The 15,170-nt window shown below is 37.3% G+C and carries 16 protein-coding genes; 13 read left to right on the top strand and 3 right to left on the bottom strand.

All coding sequences use genetic code 11. The features are described from left to right. The first annotated feature begins 21 nt into the window (after positions 1–21). From AS180_RS12975 to AS180_RS22620, 4 genes are all read left to right on the top strand, one after another. Entirely contained in the window at positions 22–1,074 is a 1,053-nt protein-coding gene (locus AS180_RS12975; RefSeq protein WP_025910884.1) for an NAD(P)/FAD-dependent oxidoreductase, read from the top strand. A gap of 120 nt (positions 1,075–1,194) precedes the next feature. Further along, positions 1,195–2,370 carry a methionine gamma-lyase gene (gene megL / locus AS180_RS12970; protein ID WP_061785956.1) on the top strand — a complete coding sequence of 392 codons (1,176 nt, stop codon included), beginning with the start codon at positions 1,195–1,197 and terminating at the stop codon, positions 2,368–2,370. Between the two features lie 198 nt (positions 2,371–2,568). Beyond that, positions 2,569–3,909 (top strand): branched-chain amino acid transport system II carrier protein, encoded by a 1,341-nt coding sequence (gene brnQ / locus AS180_RS12965; protein ID WP_062686898.1) that lies wholly within the window; start codon positions 2,569–2,571, stop codon positions 3,907–3,909. A gap of 118 nt (positions 3,910–4,027) precedes the next feature. Then, the gene (locus AS180_RS22620; protein WP_156413490.1) at positions 4,028–4,189 is read left to right on the top strand and encodes a hypothetical protein; all 162 of its coding nucleotides are present in this window, start codon (positions 4,028–4,030) and stop codon (positions 4,187–4,189) included. 49 nt (positions 4,190–4,238) lie between these two features. On the opposite strand, the gene AS180_RS12960 is transcribed toward AS180_RS22620, so the two are convergent. Further along, positions 4,239–4,607, bottom strand: a complete 369-nt coding sequence (locus tag AS180_RS12960; protein WP_062686897.1) for a VOC family protein — start codon at positions 4,605–4,607, stop codon at positions 4,239–4,241. 222 nt (positions 4,608–4,829) lie between these two features. On the opposite strand from AS180_RS12960, the gene AS180_RS12955 reads away from it, so the two are divergent. Then, complete coding sequence (locus AS180_RS12955) at positions 4,830–6,362, top strand: AbgT family transporter (RefSeq protein WP_062686896.1); 1,533 nt, start codon at positions 4,830–4,832, stop codon at positions 6,360–6,362. A gap of 61 nt (positions 6,363–6,423) precedes the next feature. Here AS180_RS12955 and AS180_RS12950 read toward each other — a convergent pair whose 3' ends face one another. After that, a complete protein-coding gene (locus AS180_RS12950; protein ID WP_062686895.1) occupies positions 6,424–6,939 on the bottom strand; it encodes a GNAT family N-acetyltransferase in 516 nt (171 codons plus the stop codon). 154 nt (positions 6,940–7,093) lie between these two features. Between AS180_RS12950 and AS180_RS12945 the strand changes: the two genes are divergently transcribed. From AS180_RS12945 to AS180_RS12930, 5 genes are all read left to right on the top strand, one after another. Next, positions 7,094–7,663, top strand: coding sequence for a DUF2087 domain-containing protein (locus AS180_RS12945; RefSeq protein WP_025910893.1), 570 nt, complete (start codon positions 7,094–7,096; stop codon positions 7,661–7,663). A 75-nt stretch (positions 7,664–7,738) separates the two neighbouring features. After that, positions 7,739–7,963, top strand: a complete 225-nt coding sequence (locus AS180_RS23575) for a hypothetical protein (RefSeq protein WP_226372966.1) — start codon at positions 7,739–7,741, stop codon at positions 7,961–7,963. Beyond that, positions 7,960–8,946: an MFS transporter gene (locus AS180_RS12940; RefSeq protein ID WP_226372965.1), complete on the top strand. Its 987-nt coding sequence runs from the start codon at positions 7,960–7,962 to the stop codon at positions 8,944–8,946. Before AS180_RS23575 ends, AS180_RS12940 begins: the two co-directional genes overlap by 4 nt. A gap of 192 nt (positions 8,947–9,138) precedes the next feature. Next, positions 9,139–11,220: a gamma-glutamyltransferase gene (gene ggt / locus AS180_RS12935; protein ID WP_061785962.1), complete on the top strand. Its 2,082-nt coding sequence runs from the start codon at positions 9,139–9,141 to the stop codon at positions 11,218–11,220. A 512-nt stretch (positions 11,221–11,732) separates the two neighbouring features. Next, on the top strand, positions 11,733–13,049 hold the full coding sequence (locus AS180_RS12930) for a hemolysin family protein (protein ID WP_061786349.1): 1,317 nt from the start codon (positions 11,733–11,735) through the stop codon (positions 13,047–13,049). Between the two features lie 223 nt (positions 13,050–13,272). Here AS180_RS12930 and AS180_RS12925 read toward each other — a convergent pair whose 3' ends face one another. Further along, positions 13,273–13,800, bottom strand: coding sequence for an HAD-IIIA family hydrolase (locus tag AS180_RS12925; protein ID WP_062686894.1), 528 nt, complete (start codon positions 13,798–13,800; stop codon positions 13,273–13,275). 154 nt (positions 13,801–13,954) lie between these two features. Here AS180_RS12925 and AS180_RS12920 point away from each other — a divergent pair, with 154 nt between their 5' ends. The 3 genes from AS180_RS12920 to AS180_RS12910 all read left to right on the top strand — a co-directional run. Beyond that, positions 13,955–14,149 carry a helix-turn-helix transcriptional regulator gene (locus AS180_RS12920; protein ID WP_078989520.1) on the top strand — a complete coding sequence of 65 codons (195 nt, stop codon included), beginning with the start codon at positions 13,955–13,957 and terminating at the stop codon, positions 14,147–14,149. 2 nt (positions 14,150–14,151) lie between these two features. Further along, positions 14,152–14,472: a hypothetical protein gene (locus tag AS180_RS12915; protein WP_062686892.1), complete on the top strand. Its 321-nt coding sequence runs from the start codon at positions 14,152–14,154 to the stop codon at positions 14,470–14,472. Between the two features lie 309 nt (positions 14,473–14,781). Further along, on the top strand, positions 14,782–15,170 hold a 389-nt coding region (locus tag AS180_RS12910; protein WP_062686891.1), incomplete at its 3' end, for an AAA family ATPase.

The raw sequence follows: 15,170 nt of genomic DNA, 5'->3' as shown, positions 1-15,170 counted from the left end.
ATTACTAGGAGTGAGCGAATCGTGAAAAATTCAGAGCTTTATGATGTAACCGTAATTGGTGGCGGACCAGCAGGGCTATATTCGACCTTTTACAGCGGACTTCGTGAAATGAAAACGAAACTAATTGAATTTCAGCCTCGTTTAGGGGGGAAAGTGCACGTTTATCCCGAAAAAATGATATGGGACGTGGGGGGCTTAACTCCGACTCCTGGAGCTCAATTAATTGAGCAGCTTGTAGCTCAAGGATTAACGTTTGATCCAACAGTTGTATTAAACGAGAAAATTGAATCTATTTCTCGAAATAATGAAGGACACTTTTTATTAACGGGTTCTTCGGGCGAAATACATCGATCTAAAACAGTAATCATAGCGGTAGGCGGAGGGATTTTGAATCCACAAAAGCTAGAAATTGAAGGAGCAGAGCGCTTTGAGATTTCAAATTTAAATTATACTGTAAAGTCACTGCAACGCTTTAAAGATAAAGTCGTAATTGTTTCGGGAGGAGGCAATTCAGCCATCGACTGGGCTAATGAATTAGAGCCTGTTGCAAAAAAAGTGTATTTAACATATCGAAAAGACTGTCTATCTGGTCATGAGTCACAGGTGACGCAGCTAATAAATAGCTCTGCAACTTGCATGTTAAATACGTCAATTAGTAAATTAATAGCTGATGGGAACAGTGAAAAAATTGCTAAAGTAGAGCTTACTAACCATTTAACTGGAGATATTACATATCTACCAATTGACGAAGTAATCATCAACCATGGATATGAGCGAGACACATCATTACTTCAAAAAAGTGAGCTTTCAATTGAAATGATTCATGATTATTATATTGCGGGAAACTCGTCAAGTGAAACAACTGTGCCCGGCTTATACGCAGCAGGTGATATTCTGCAGCATGAAGGCAAAGTAAACCTAATTGCTGGTGCGTTTCAAGATGCAGCAAATGCCGTAAATCGAGCAAAGCTGTTTATTGAGCCTAATGCTAATAAAGTTGCAATGGTCTCTTCTCATAATGAAGTGTTTAAAAAACGCAATAGAGAGCTAGTAAAGCAAATGTTACAAGCATAGAAGGTGGCTGCAGATATAGTAGCCATCTTTTTATCGTGTAATTGTACCGTGACAAACTACTAGAGAATTTCATATAATTTTATAAGTAAGCGCTTACAAAATTTTAAGGGGATGAAGGGAATGACGAATACAGAGAAATATAGGTTTGAAACAAAAGCGGTTCACGGAACGTATAAATCAAGCATGCATCACGACAGCCTTGTTACACCGCTTTATCAAACATCTACTTTTACGTTTTCAAGCTTAGACCAAGGAGCACGACGTTTTGCAGGAGAAGAGAGTGGATATGTTTACTCAAGGTTATCAAACCCCACCGTAGCAGAATTTGAAAGTCGAATGGCAGAGCTAGAAGAAGGCGAAGAAGCGCTAGCATTTGGTTCGGGAATGGCTGCTGTATCTGCAGCTTTAATTGGTTTAACAAAGGCTGGAGATCATATTCTTTGTTCAAAAGGTCTCTACGGATGTACGTTTGGTTTATTGGAGCTATTAAATGAGAAATATAGCATTACACATTCTTTTTCAACGTTTCTAACAGTAGAAGAAATAAGAGCTAGCATTACTGATAAAACTGCATGCATTTATATTGAGACACCGATTAATCCTACTATGCACGTCATTAATTTACCTCTTGTAGTGGCAGTAGCAAAAGAGCATGGAGTTCCAGTCATTGTGGATAATACATTTTTAACGCCGTATTTGCAAAAGCCGTTAACTCTTGGATGTGATCTTGTTATACACAGCGCAACCAAATATATTGGTGGGCATGGTGACGTTGTGGCAGGCGTAATGGTTGGAAGTACAAATCTTATTCAAGGTATAAGAAAGACTGTTCAAAAAGATATCGGTGGCATTCTTGCGCCTTTTGATGCGTGGTTATTAATTAGAGGCTTAAAAACCCTGCCTGTCAGGATGGATCGTCATTGTGAAAATGCAGAAAAAATTGTTGAAAAGCTAAAAATACACCCAAAAGTGAAAGCTGTTTATTACCCGGAAATAGAAAGTAGCTTCGAAAAGCAAATGAAAAGAAGTGGAGGGGTGTTAGCTTTTGAATTAAATGGATCAGAAGAATCTGTGAAGAAGTTTGTGAATGAACTAAGCTTAATCTCCATTGCAGTTAGCTTAGGTGATACAGAAACTTTAATCCAACACCCTGCTTCAATGACGCACGCGGTTGTTCCAGAAGCTATTAGAAAGGAAATGGGCATATCAAACGAGCTATTGCGCCTATCTGTAGGCTTAGAATTTTGGGAAGATATATGGAAAGACTTAGAAAATGCACTTGATAAAATTAGCTAATTATGTAAGAAGGAAAAGACCTTTTTAATAGGGTCTTTTTTGTTTTGTCAAGAATTTTGTTCTGAAAGTAAAAAGTTATGTTGAAATATACATATTCACTAGTTATAATGGTGTACATGCTTCTAATGAACGTTTTTAAATTATTCTGAAAAATCTTTTTAGGAAGTAATTTCAGCCAAGAAAGACGGAGGGTTTTAGGTGTCAAATAAAATACCATTTTCATTTATTGTTGTAATTGGTCTTATGTTATTCGCTCTATTTTTTGGAGCAGGAAATTTAATCTTTCCAGCCATGCTTGGTCAATCAGCCGGTACGAATTTATGGTCTGCAAACGCTGGCTTTTTACTTACAGGGGTAGGACTTCCTTTAATAGGGGTAATGGCTCTTGGGTTTTCAGGCAAAGATGATTTGCAGTCTTTAGCTAGTCGAGCACATCCTGTTTTTGGGATCGTGTTTACGATTGTTCTTTACTTAGCAATCGGTCCACTTTTTGCAATTCCTCGAGCGGGAACAGTTTCTTATGAAATTGGCGTCAAGCCGTTTTTATCAGAAGGAGTAGGAGGTCTACCTCTATTAATTTTCACCATCATTTTCTTTGGAGTTGCGTGCTTCTTTTCCCTTAAGCCAGGTAAGATTGTTGATATTATTGGAAAGGTGTTAACACCTGTTAAAATTGGGTCTATTGGCATTTTAGTTGTTGTAGCAGTTGTAGCTCCAATTGGTGAATTTAAAGCTCCTTTGGAAGCGTACGAAACCAATTCATTCTTCAAAGGCTTTCAAGAGGGATACTTAACAATGGATACGCTAGCTTCATTTGTATTCGGTATTATGATTATTAACGCTATCCGTGAGAAAGGGGCTACGACTAGAAAGCAAATCATTGGGGTATGCGGAGCGGCAACTCTTATTACAGCCACAGTATTAGGCGTTTTTTATACGGCTCTTGCTTACATGGGAGCGTCGAGCGTATCTGAGCTAGGCTATTTAGATAATGGAGGTGCCGTGCTTGCGAGCGTATCAAATTATTATTTTGGCTCATTTGGAGGCGTGTTTTTAGGTATTATGATTACCGTGGCATGCTTAACAACAAGCATTGGGTTAATTATTGCCTGTTCTACTTTCTTTCACCAGCTATTTCCTAAAGTTAGCTATAAAGCAATTGCTGTTATTCTATCTGCCTTTAGTGCACTTGTTGCTAATATCGGTTTAACACAGCTAATTGCAGTTTCTGTACCAGTACTAACGGCTATTTATCCACTTGCCATTGTACTTATTGTGCTTACATTTTTACATCCTTTATTTAAAGGACATCCTGTCGTATACCAAGGAAGTTTACTTTTAACATTCATCGTAAGTTTATTTGATGGACTAGGTGCTGCTGGGGTGAAAATTCAGGCAGTTGATTCAGCTTTTACACAATTGTTACCGCTATATTCTGTTGGATTGGGATGGGTTGTTCCAGCCATTATTGGAGGAATCGTGGGATATATTGTTGTATTGCTACGAGCAGGAACAGTCTTAAATAGACCAAGTAAATAGAAGTGAAAGAGGCTGGGACATAAGTAATTCAGCCAATGATAAACCTGAACGATTGAGAGTTCATAACTTTTAATCGTTCAGGTTTTTTGTTGATTGTGAAAACAATGTTGGAAACAGGGTGGAATGGAGCGTTGGACACTCGACTCCTGCGGGAAAGAGAGGGAAAACTGAGATCCCGCAGCGCAGCGAGGAAGCTCAGGTTCCTCCCCGCGGAAAGCGAGTGGCCGTAGCGCAATGGAGCGAACGTGTTCAGACAAACCAAAAAGATTGGAACAGCTAGTGTTCGTCTTTTAGAAGCAATCATTTTGTTATATCCCAAACTCTTTTTGTTACAACCACTCCAAAAACTCCAACCGATTACCAAAAGGATCATGTACATAAATACGATTAGCGTTTGGTAACTTTTCATCTTGTATAAAAGCAACGTGATGAGCTGCAAGATGCTCTTTCAAAGCAGATAAATTTTCAACTGTAAAAGCAGGATGTGCCTTTTTGGCAGGTATAAACGATTGGTCAATTCCGATGTGAAGTTCACAGTCGTTGATCTTAAACCACAAACCACCATTTTTCTGAAGTACGACAGGCTTTTCAACTTCCTGAAAACCAAGAAGCTCATGAAAAAAGCGTCTAGCTCTATGTTCACTATTAGGCGGAGCAGCCAGCTGAACGTGATCGATGCGTTTAAGAGAATACATCAATGAATCGCCTCCATCTGAATTCACTTCTTTCTTCTATATTAGTATAGTGGGTAGCTCTATCGAGTAGTAGAAAGAAAAAGTAGCACACAATAATAAGAAATTCTTATAAAAAGATTAATTTTTTAGAAAATTTATTGATTTCTGTTTTCTTGTCGTGTTACCCTTTTGAAAAGGAATTTAAATGGGAATTTTTCTAAAACATCAATAGAGGGGAAGGCAGCTATGAATCCAGAAGTGAATCAAGTTGAGAAAAAAGGGGTTATACTAAGGGTATTAGATTCAATTGAAAGGGTTGGGAATAAACTTCCACACCCCGCAGTATTATTTGTTATTTTTGCTATGAGCATTATGGTTGTTTCATGGATTGTAAGTGTATTTGACGTAACGACCGTTCATCCTGGAACAGGTGAAGAACTTCCAATTCGAAATATGTTTTCTAAAGAAGGGATTCAGTTTATCTTTACATCAATGCTATCCAATTTCACAGAGTTTCAGCCTCTTGGTTTAGTACTAGCTATGATGCTTGGTATCGGAGTGGCTGATAAGGTTGGACTAATTGAAACGTTTATTAAAAAGACTATTATAAATGCACCTAAAAGTGTTATTACATACGCAATTGTTTTTGCAGGAGTGCTTGGTAATTTAGCAGCAGATGCGGCGTTTGTCATTATTCCTCCGCTTGCGGCAACCATTTTTTATACGCTAGGAAGGCATCCCTTTGCTGGTTTAGCAGCTGGCTTTGCGGGAGTAGGTGCAGGGTTCAGTGCTAACTTGGTCATTTCAGGTAATGATGCTTTATTATCCGGAATTGCAAATGAAGTAGTGAAAACGGTAAGCGATACGGCAACGGTAACACCCGTTGATAACTGGTTTTTTAATGCGGCATCTGTAGCGCTTGTTGTTCTTGTCGGTGGACTTGTAACAGAAAAAATTATTGAGCCAAGACTTGGTACGTACAAAGGGAATAAAGCATCCGTGATGTCAGAGGTATCGAACCTTGAAGCAAAAGGGCTTCGAAATGCTGGTATTGTAGGGTTTCTTTACATAGGAATGATTGTTATGATGACTGTGCCAAAAAGTGGACTGCTAAGAAGCGATGAAGGAACTATTATTCCAAGTCCATTCTTAGATGGTATTGTACCAATTACGCTTATTTTCTTTCTTTTAATTGGAATGGCATATGGATTTACGGTAGGGAATCTAAAATCTATTTCCGATGTTCCTAACTTAATGGCAGAGTCGATGAAAGATATGGCTGGCTTTATTGTCTTAATTTTTGCGGCTTCTCAGTTTATTGCGTACTTTAACTGGACGAACATTGGTACGTGGATTGCTGTAAGTGGAGCTGAGATACTAACGGGAATTGGGCTAACAGGACTGCCTGTTATCATCGGATTCATCTTTTTGACTGCAGTATTGAATTTATTTATCTTTAGCGGGTCTGCGCAGTGGGCTTTAATGGCTCCTATCTTTATCCCCATGTTAATGCTGCTTGATTATCATCCAGCATATGTGCAAATGGCTTACCGAATTGCCGATTCGTCCACTAATGTTATTACGCCATTAAATCCGTATTTTCCAATTATCTTGGCATTAATGAAAGATTATGATAAAAGGTCAGGGATTGGCTCACTGATTTCCTTAATGCTGCCGTATAGCGTAGTCATTTTGGTTACGTGGACTCTATTCTTTCTCATTTGGAATCTTCTTGGGCTTCCAATTGGGCCAGGGATTGAGATGTTTATCAATAAATAAAAAAGTCGCTGTGTAAAGCGACTTTTTTATTTGTCATCACCGCATTTTGGAGATAATGCCATTAGGATCTTGGCAGTAGCTTCATGTCCATAAAAATCGTATCCCATACCCCATCTTTTTCAGTGAAGCGTGTGTGAAAGCCCCTTGATTGCCAAAATGCAAAGCCGCCAGGAAGGAATGGGTGAGTGTGTAAGCTTAAGACATCATACGTCCCTTGACTAAAAGACAGTGCTTGTTGAAAGAGCTGTTTACCAATTCCACAGCGGCGATACTTTTCGTCAACATAACACTTAACAATTTCAGCTGTGTTTTCTGGATAAAAGTCGTTCAGATGACTAAAACGACGGTCATATGGATAAACACAAATGGTTCCAATTACTTCATTGGTAGGTGAAAAAGCAGCGAAGAAAGCTGTTTTTTCTTTATGTAAGTAGTGCATTTCAAAGTTTGCTAAATCTGGAGAAAGGACATCCTTATTCAGCATGGGAAACAGTTGACTGCGCATTTTAACTAAAAAAGCAACAACTTGTTTTGCGTCTGTAGTGGTGACTTGCTTAATAGCGACAGTAGATAGCATAAAATTTCTCCTTAGACTAAAAAAATTCCGTGTATGGTGAGAGTATACACCATTTCTTTGTAAAAAAGATCGGTGTTTTCTGAAAAATAACTTTTAATATTCTGTAAATTAGATTATAGTCTAATTAGATAAATATCTAACTAGGAGTGTTTATATGCAGTTGAAACGTATTGTGGACTTTCATAAAACAATGGGCGATCCGACGCGAATTCGTATTCTAAGTTTACTAAAGTCAGGACCCCTGAACGGGCAAGCAATTGCAGGCAAGCTAGGACTAAAACCGCCAACGATTACGCACCACATGGCAAAGCTTCGAGATATTGGACTCATTAAAGAACGAAGAGACAAAAATACGATTTATTTTTATCTGAATGTCAAAGCACTAGAAGCAAGCGCAACGGCTATTTTAACGATTGTAAATGAAGAGGTGATTGAAACAGTGGAAGAAAATGATCGTTTTAAAATTTTAAAGCCCTTTTTTACTGCTGATGGAAAGCTGACAAATTTACCAGCACAGCGTAAAAAGCGTATGGTTGTGCTTGAAAAGATTATCAGTGATCTTAAGTATGGAATTGTTTATGAAGAAAAAGAACTGAATGAGTATTTAAAAAAGTTTCATGATGATTACGCAACGTTAAGGCGTGAATTAATCATGAATCATTATATGTATCGAAAAGATAATCAATATGAAATGAACCCTAAAGAGCTATGGGGTAAGATGTAAGCTAGTTTAATCAACTAGCTTTTATTTCACACAACTAATTAGATGGTTATCTAATTAGTTAAAGGGGATAGAAAGATGATTTATTTATTAAAAGTTGAGAAAGCATATCGAAGTTTATTTTTAGCAGGGGTTGTGAACGGAGTAGGAGATCGTTTCAGCCAAGTAGCGTTGTTAGCTTTGCTTTTAGAATATACGGAATCTGGCCTAGCAGTAGGTACAGCACTTGGCATTAGGGTTCTTCCGTTTCTTTTTTTTGGCCCCTTAGGAGGAGCCTTGCGGATCGTTTTTCAAAGCCAATGATTTTAATTGTTACAGACCTCATTCGAATTCCGTTTGCTTTAGCTTTTATATGGGTAAACGATTCTTCAATGATTTGGCTTGTTTATGTAAGTACGTTTGTATTAGCAGCGGGAGAAGCTATCTATGCTCCTACAAGAAAGGCTTTAATACCTACTGTTATTCATTCGAACCGTATTGTACAGGTTAATAGTTTAGAGCAAGTATTATTAGGAATTGTATTAGTTGGTGGCTCTCTTATTGGTGGCTTTGCTTCTTTTTATATAGGAAGTGATGTCACGTTTATATTAAATGCGTGTTCTTTTTTATTTGCCAGTTTAATTGTATACAAACTAGTAGATAGAGGTGGACAACAAGTAAATTCGAAACCAACAGAATCCATTACAATTTCTGCTGTTTATTCAATTATTACGTCTTCGGTAGCTTTAATTTTGGTTTTTTGCTTTGAACTTTTTGTACCTATCTTTAATGGAATTGATAACGTACTCATTAGCGTGTATGCTGTTCAAGAATTTAACATAGAAAGCTGGGGGGTAGGCTTGTTTTACGGAGGACTTGGGATGGGGCTAATGCTTAGCTTTATTGTGGCGAATCGAATCCGAAAATATCTGTTGATTTGTGGATTAGTCTCTCTTGGAGTAGAAGGTATTTTCTTAATGATGATAAGTAACACCTATTCCTGGCAGCTAGCGTTTTGCTTTTATTTGGTTCTAGCATTCTTTTCAGGTATTAGCAACGCTTGTCTGGATTCAGTTGTTATGAGAGTGACGCCTTTACAACATCAAGGAAAGGTATTTGGTATGTTTACAACCATTTCCAACGTAACTCTGGGTTTATCTATGTTTGGAGCAGGCTTATTATTAACAGTAATAGATAGTCGAACACTTGGATTAATTGGTGGGATAGGATATGTAATCATCAGTGTAGGGTTAGTATGTATTTATATCATAAGGACTCTTAAGCAAAAAAAAACTCCTTTTATATAACATAATGAGTTGAAAGGCTGCTCAATTATTTTAGCAGCTTTTTTAGTTAATTAGGACCTATTAGTTTCTAAATATTGTTATTTATAGTTAAAATGTATTGTTTTGCTTTATTTTGTAAAAAATTATGAAAATTTAGTTTATTATAGAATGTGAAGGGATACATTCCACCTATTAAAAAGGAGCGTGAAGTAGATGAAGGTGTTAAAAAGTTTTTTTGCTATTATGCTAGTCTTTAGTGTTATTGCACCAGTAGGATCTGCAGAAGTGCCAGGAGTGAATCGCTCGATGAAGCAAGGAGCGACGAAAGGCCTTGTGTCTGTGTCACACCCTTTAGCAGCTAAAGTAGGGAAAGAAGTGTTAGAAAATGGTGGTAACGCCGTCGATGCAGCCGTAGCTATTCAGCTTTCTTTAAACGTTGTTGAGCCAATGATGTCAGGTATTGGTGGCGGCGGATTTATGATGATTTACGATGAGAAAGAAAACGATATTGAAATGATTGACGGTCGTGAAATGGCGCCAGCTAATGTAACATCGAAATTGTTCTTAGATGAAAAAGGAAAGCCTGTACCTTTTAGCAAGAGACACACAACTGGAAAGGCAGTTGGAGTTCCTGGTACAGCAAAAGTATTAGAACAAGCCCTTGCAGATCATGGGACAATGACATTTGAAAAGCTAATTGAACCAGCTATTAAACAAGCGGATAAAGGCGTTAAGGTGAATTGGTCGATGGCGCAGTATATTAATGAAAATAAGTCGAAGTTGAAAAATAATAAAGCAGCATCCGAGATTTTCTTTCAAAATGGCGAACCTCTTGAAGAAGGAGATTTACTCCTACAAAAAGACCTTGCTAAAACGTTTAGAATTTTGCAAGAGGATGGTCCTGCAGCTTTTTATGAAGGAGATATTGCGAAAGCTTTAGCTGAAGAAGTACAAGCTAAAGAAGGAACGATGACTGAAGAAGATTTAAAAAATTATACAGTTAAGAAAAGAGAGCCTGTAGCTACTACATACAGAGGTTATGATGTTATTAGTGCAGCACCGCCAAGCTCAGGTGGATTAACGGTGTTACAAATTTTAAAGCTGATGGAAGGTTATGATGTTAAAAAAATGGGAGCAAACTCTCCTCAGTACCTTCATTATTTAACAGAAGCGATGCACTTAGCGTACGCAGATCGCGCAGCTTATATGGCTGACGAAGATTTTTACAGCGTACCTAAAGAAGGCTTATTAAACGAAGAATATCTGAAAGAACGTCGTAAACTTATTAACAAAAATCGTTCAATACCTGAAGTGAAAGAAGGAGATCCTTGGAAGTATCAAGAAGGAGAGAAAGAAAAGAAAAAAGTCGTGAAAGAAGAAACGCCAATCGGACAAACCACCCATTTTTCAGTAGTAGATAAGTGGGGGAATATGGTTTCGTATACAACTACTATTGAACAAGTATTTGGGTCAGGTATTATGGTTCCTGGGTATGGCTTTATGCTTAACAATGAAATGACGGACTTTGATGCAACACCAGGGGGAGTTAACGAAGTAGAGCCAGGTAAGCGACCACGAAGCAGTATGTCCCCAACGTTTTTAGGAAAAGATGGCAAGCCGTTTATGGCGATTGGTTCACCAGGAGGACCAACAATTATTGCATCTGTCGCTGAAACAATTATGAATGTTGTAGATCACGACATGCCTATTCAAGAAGCAATTTTAACACCGCGTATTTATTCAGCAGCTTATCCAACTGTTAGGTGGGAGCCTGATATTGATCAAAATACGCGATTAGAGCTAATGGCTAAAGGACATGCTTTTGAAGAAACAGCGCAGCATATTGGGAATGTCCAAGCAGCTATTTTAAATCGAGAAACTGGAAAGATGTACGGTGGAGCTGATAATACGCGTGAAGGAACGGTTTTAGGAGTAGACCGCTTTTCCTATAAAGCAAAACAGCCCAAGCCAATTCAAGAACAAAAAGAGGGGCCGTTCACAGTAAAAGTGAATAATGTCGAATACCCATATACGCATGACCAGCTTAAGCTCATTGATGGAAAGCCTTATGTACAAGCTGATAAACTGCTACTTGGTTTGGGGCTTTTAAAAACGAGCGATTTGAAGATGTATAAGCCAACGAAACACTCCTACTTACCGGCTGCTACTACTGCAGTAGGAGCAGGATTTGAAGTAGAGTGGGATGAAGAGAAAAAAGAGCTTTCTTTAGAGAGGGACCCTGTAGAAATTGATAATCCAATTGATGATGAAGATGGAGACATTATCACGAACTAAAGTTTAGTATTAAAAGAGACTGAGACATAGGTAGTTCAGGTTCCTCCCCGTAGAAAGCGCAATGGAACGAACGTGTTCAGCTAACCTAAAGAGATGGGAACAGCTATTGTTCGGCTTTTAGAAGCAATCATTTTGTTATGTCCCAAACTCTTTTGTTACAGGAATGTAAAAGATTTAAACGTTAAAATGAAGTTCATAAATTCGTCATGAACTTATCTGTAAGTTTCCCAAAAATCATGTATAATGATTCTTAATCTTTGCTATATATATAGTAAAAAACCATTAACTGATAGTTTAAAAGGGGGTGATTCCATGGGGCAGGGAGACATAGCAGACGAAGCAGATTTGCAAGTATGGTTAATGTAATAAAAGTAGCGTGCATTAAAAAGAGATTGAAAGTTACATTTATGCACCTGGAATCACCTTTATACATAAAGGTGTAATCCAGTCGATACTTTTATAAAACAGGAGGTGTTCTCTTATTCTGCCGTTTGACAGAATAAGAAAACGTATTGATTACACTTAATTTAATATTAGTTGCGCTTTTAATTGGTTTGACCGCGTTCTTCGTAGCGGCTGAGTTTGCCATTGTAAAACTTCGTAGTTCAAAGGTTGATCAGCTGATTGCTGAAGGAAGAAGAGGGGCACTTGCAGCTCAAAGGGTAACCACACATCTTGACGAGTATCTATCTGCCTGTCAGTTAGGTATAACAATTACAGCTTTAGGCTTGGGTTGGTTAGGTGAGCCGACTGTTGAGAAAATCTTAAATCCAATTTTTGCTGATTTTGGCTTTTCATCAACGCTGTCACATTTATTATCCTTTGCTATTGCCTTTGCTCTTGTTACGTTTCTACACGTTGTAGTCGGGGAATTGGCTCCGAAAACAGTTGCTATTCAAAAAGCAGAAACGGTAACACTATTATTAGCGCCAGCTCTTATTTGGTTTTATCGCTTAATGTATCCATTCATCTGGTTATTAAACGGGTCAGCACGTATTTTAGTCGGTCTTTTCGGGCTAAAGCCAGCTTCTGAGCATGAAATCGCTCATAGTGAAGAAGAGCTTCGTATTATTTTGTCAGAAAGCTATGAAGGTGGAGAAATTAACCAAGCGGAATATAAGTATGTAAATAACATATTTGAGTTTGATAATCGCGTTGCACGTGAAATTATGGTGCCAAGAACAGAAATGATTGTGGTATCAAATGAGGATACAATAGAAGAGTTCTTAAAAGTAGCAGTAGAAGAACGCTATACGCGTTATCCGTTTGTAGCAGAAGGTGACAAAGATCAAATTATTGGTTTAATTAACCTAAAAGAAGTTTTAAATGATGTGGTCATTCATAGTCACTTAAAGCAAGAGAAGGTTGAGCGATATATGAAGCCAATTATCCAGGTTATTGAATCAATTCCAATTCACGATTTACTGTTAACCATGCAGAAGAATCGTACGCAAATGGCTGCTTTAATTGATGAATATGGCGGGACGTCTGGACTTGTTACGATTGAAGATATTCTTGAAGAAATCGTTGGAGAAATCCAGGACGAGTTTGATGGCGAAGAAGTTCAAGAGGTTCGTAAAGTATCAGACGATCATTACCTTTTAAATGCCAAAGTGCTAGTTGAAGAGGTGAACGACTTATTAGGAATTCACATCGAAGAAGAAGAAGTCGATACGATTGGCGGTTGGATTTTAACACAAAAAACCGATATTGAGCTTCACGATTGTATCGTTTACGAAGGTTATGAGTTTAAGGTGACTGATGTAGATGGATTGCAAATAAAAGAAGTAGAAGTAAGGAAACTGCAAGAAAACGCAGCTGAAGTATAATAAAAAGCCAGCTTGGCCATATGGTCAAGCTGGCTTTTTATATGTTATTCCTGCGCTTCCAATCTTCATAAAAATGCAGCAACGTTTGGTGTATGCCCTGGAGTGCCATTAACACTAAGTAAAGCATCATAAATAACACGATTTCACCTGTGAACAATGCAATAACGGCCAACCAAACATAAAACATTTTATCTTTCATTCTCTTTTTCCCTTTTAAATAGAACTAAGCTTTGAGGAGCCACTTTCCCGCTTCTTCTAAGTTCGTAGCAATATAATGAGGGGAATTTTTCGTTTGTTCATGCTTATTCTCAGCAAGAGCTTTTTTTCCTGCACCTGTTTGCACTAAAATGGTTTTTGCTCCTACTTTCCTTCCAGCTTCAATGTCCGTCCACCGATCTCCAATTATCACGCATTTTGATAAGTCTAACTGATGCTTACGGGCAGCTTCTATAAGCATGCCGATACTCGGCTTTCTGCATGTGCATCCCGTAGTATGATGATGGGGACAAATGCAAAAATCGTCAAACCCAAATGAAGTCAATTCGTTTATAAACTCATTTTTGGTTGCTTCTCCGCTTGAAATTCCAGGCTGGTTGGTAAAAGCAAATAGTTTAATATTGTGCTCTTTTAACAAATGAATGGTTTTTAATGAAAAAGAAAACAACGTAAAATCTTTTGGGTAATGAACTGTATCGTCGCCTCCTATTGTGCCATCACGATCAATAAAAACTGCTTGAATACACGAAGCCATCAAGAAACCTCTTTTCTATGAAATTATTTTTAATGTATATGAATATGGATAATTGTTCAATTAATGGAATATTAAGTTGACGATGTTAACTATAAAATGTAATATATAATTAACAAAAGTAATGTATATATTGCAAATTAGAAAAGGTGGTTGTTTGAAAAATAAAGTTAAATTTGCCCGTATTGAAAAAGGCATAACACAGGCGGATCTCGCACAAAAAGTAAATGTAACAAGGCAAACAATTGGGTTAATCGAAAAAGGTAAATATAATCCTACACTTCAGCTCTGTGTTAATATTGCAAAAGAGCTTGACAAAACTTTAAATGATTTGTTTTGGGAGGAGGAATGATAGTGAAAGAATCATGGTTATCATGTATACTTCCAGATGATGAATACAAAGCGCAAAGAATTGTTTACTTCCTAGGAGAAGGAGCGCTAGGTTCACTTGGATTTTTATTGATAGGAACACAGGTGTCTTCTGCATGGAATATACCTATTCAGTTGTTGGCAGGAATACCGATAATACTCTTTGTTGCCTATGTATTTATTCGATATATCGTATCGGGAATAGAATACACAAATGTAATGTCCGAATGTGCATTTGAAAAAGAAAAAAAGCGAATTGTTGTAAAGTTAAGTAGTTCATTTTTTGTGGAGAAACAATGGAAATAGCATATCAATTTTAAGACCAAATCGCATAGTGATTTGGTCATTTAATTTTATTGGTATATCAATGCTTTTACTCAATAAAGATATAAAATAACATAGGAAATCGCATACTAAATAACAGAGTGACAATAACTGTTGTCAAAGTGAAAATTAGAATGCCAAAATGGGTGTTAATTACTGTGCTAATTTATAGTCTATATGAGGTAAGGTTCGTCTATAATTTTCAGACGAACTTTTTTATTTTTTTAAGAAACATTGTAAATTTATGTTAAAATAACCAAAAGATATTTAAAAAAATGAAGGAGAGAGATTATGAAATTTGTTCTTATATTCGGACCTCAAGCGGTTGGCAAAATGACAGTAGGACAAGAATTAGCAAAAATAACGGATTTGAAACTTTTTCATAATCATATGACGATTGATTTGGTTAATAATTTCTTCGACTACGGCACTAAAGAAGGAAAGAGATTAGTCACTCTGTTTCGTCAAGAGATATTTGAAGAAGTATCAAAGAGCAATTTGTATGGAATGATTTTCACTTACGTTTGGGCATTTAATATGAAAGATGACTGGGATTATGTTAATAAAGTTTCACAGTTGTTTGAGTCCAGAGGAGGTACTGTTTACTTTGTAGAACTTGAAGCTGATTTGGAAGAAAGACTTGAGCGAAATAAAAGTTCTAATAGACTTGAACATAAGCC

Origin of the sequence: Priestia veravalensis (assembly GCF_001457055.1) — a bacterium.
In the GTDB taxonomy this organism is placed as follows: domain Bacteria; phylum Bacillota; class Bacilli; order Bacillales; family Bacillaceae_H; genus Priestia; species Priestia flexa.
Note: the sequence above shows the minus strand (reverse complement) of the source record. Positions and strands in the feature narration are given on the sequence as shown.

What these genes read in the sequence shown, in the direction of transcription:
- megL (WP_061785956.1), top strand. Translation starts at nt 1,195, where the DNA reads ATGACGAATACAGAGAAATATAGGTTTGAAACAAAAGCGGTTCACGGA.
- AS180_RS12955 (WP_062686896.1), top strand. Translation starts at nt 4,830, where the DNA reads ATGAATCCAGAAGTGAATCAAGTTGAGAAAAAAGGGGTTATACTAAGG.
- AS180_RS12950 (WP_062686895.1), bottom strand. Translation starts at nt 6,939, where the DNA reads ATGCTATCTACTGTCGCTATTAAGCAAGTCACCACTACAGACGCAAAA.
- AS180_RS12945 (WP_025910893.1), top strand. Translation starts at nt 7,094, where the DNA reads ATGCAGTTGAAACGTATTGTGGACTTTCATAAAACAATGGGCGATCCG.
- AS180_RS23575 (WP_226372966.1), top strand. Translation starts at nt 7,739, where the DNA reads ATGATTTATTTATTAAAAGTTGAGAAAGCATATCGAAGTTTATTTTTA.
- AS180_RS12940 (WP_226372965.1), top strand. Translation starts at nt 7,960, where the DNA reads ATGATTTTAATTGTTACAGACCTCATTCGAATTCCGTTTGCTTTAGCT.
- ggt (WP_061785962.1), top strand. Translation starts at nt 9,139, where the DNA reads ATGAAGGTGTTAAAAAGTTTTTTTGCTATTATGCTAGTCTTTAGTGTT.
- AS180_RS12925 (WP_062686894.1), bottom strand. Translation starts at nt 13,800, where the DNA reads ATGGCTTCGTGTATTCAAGCAGTTTTTATTGATCGTGATGGCACAATA.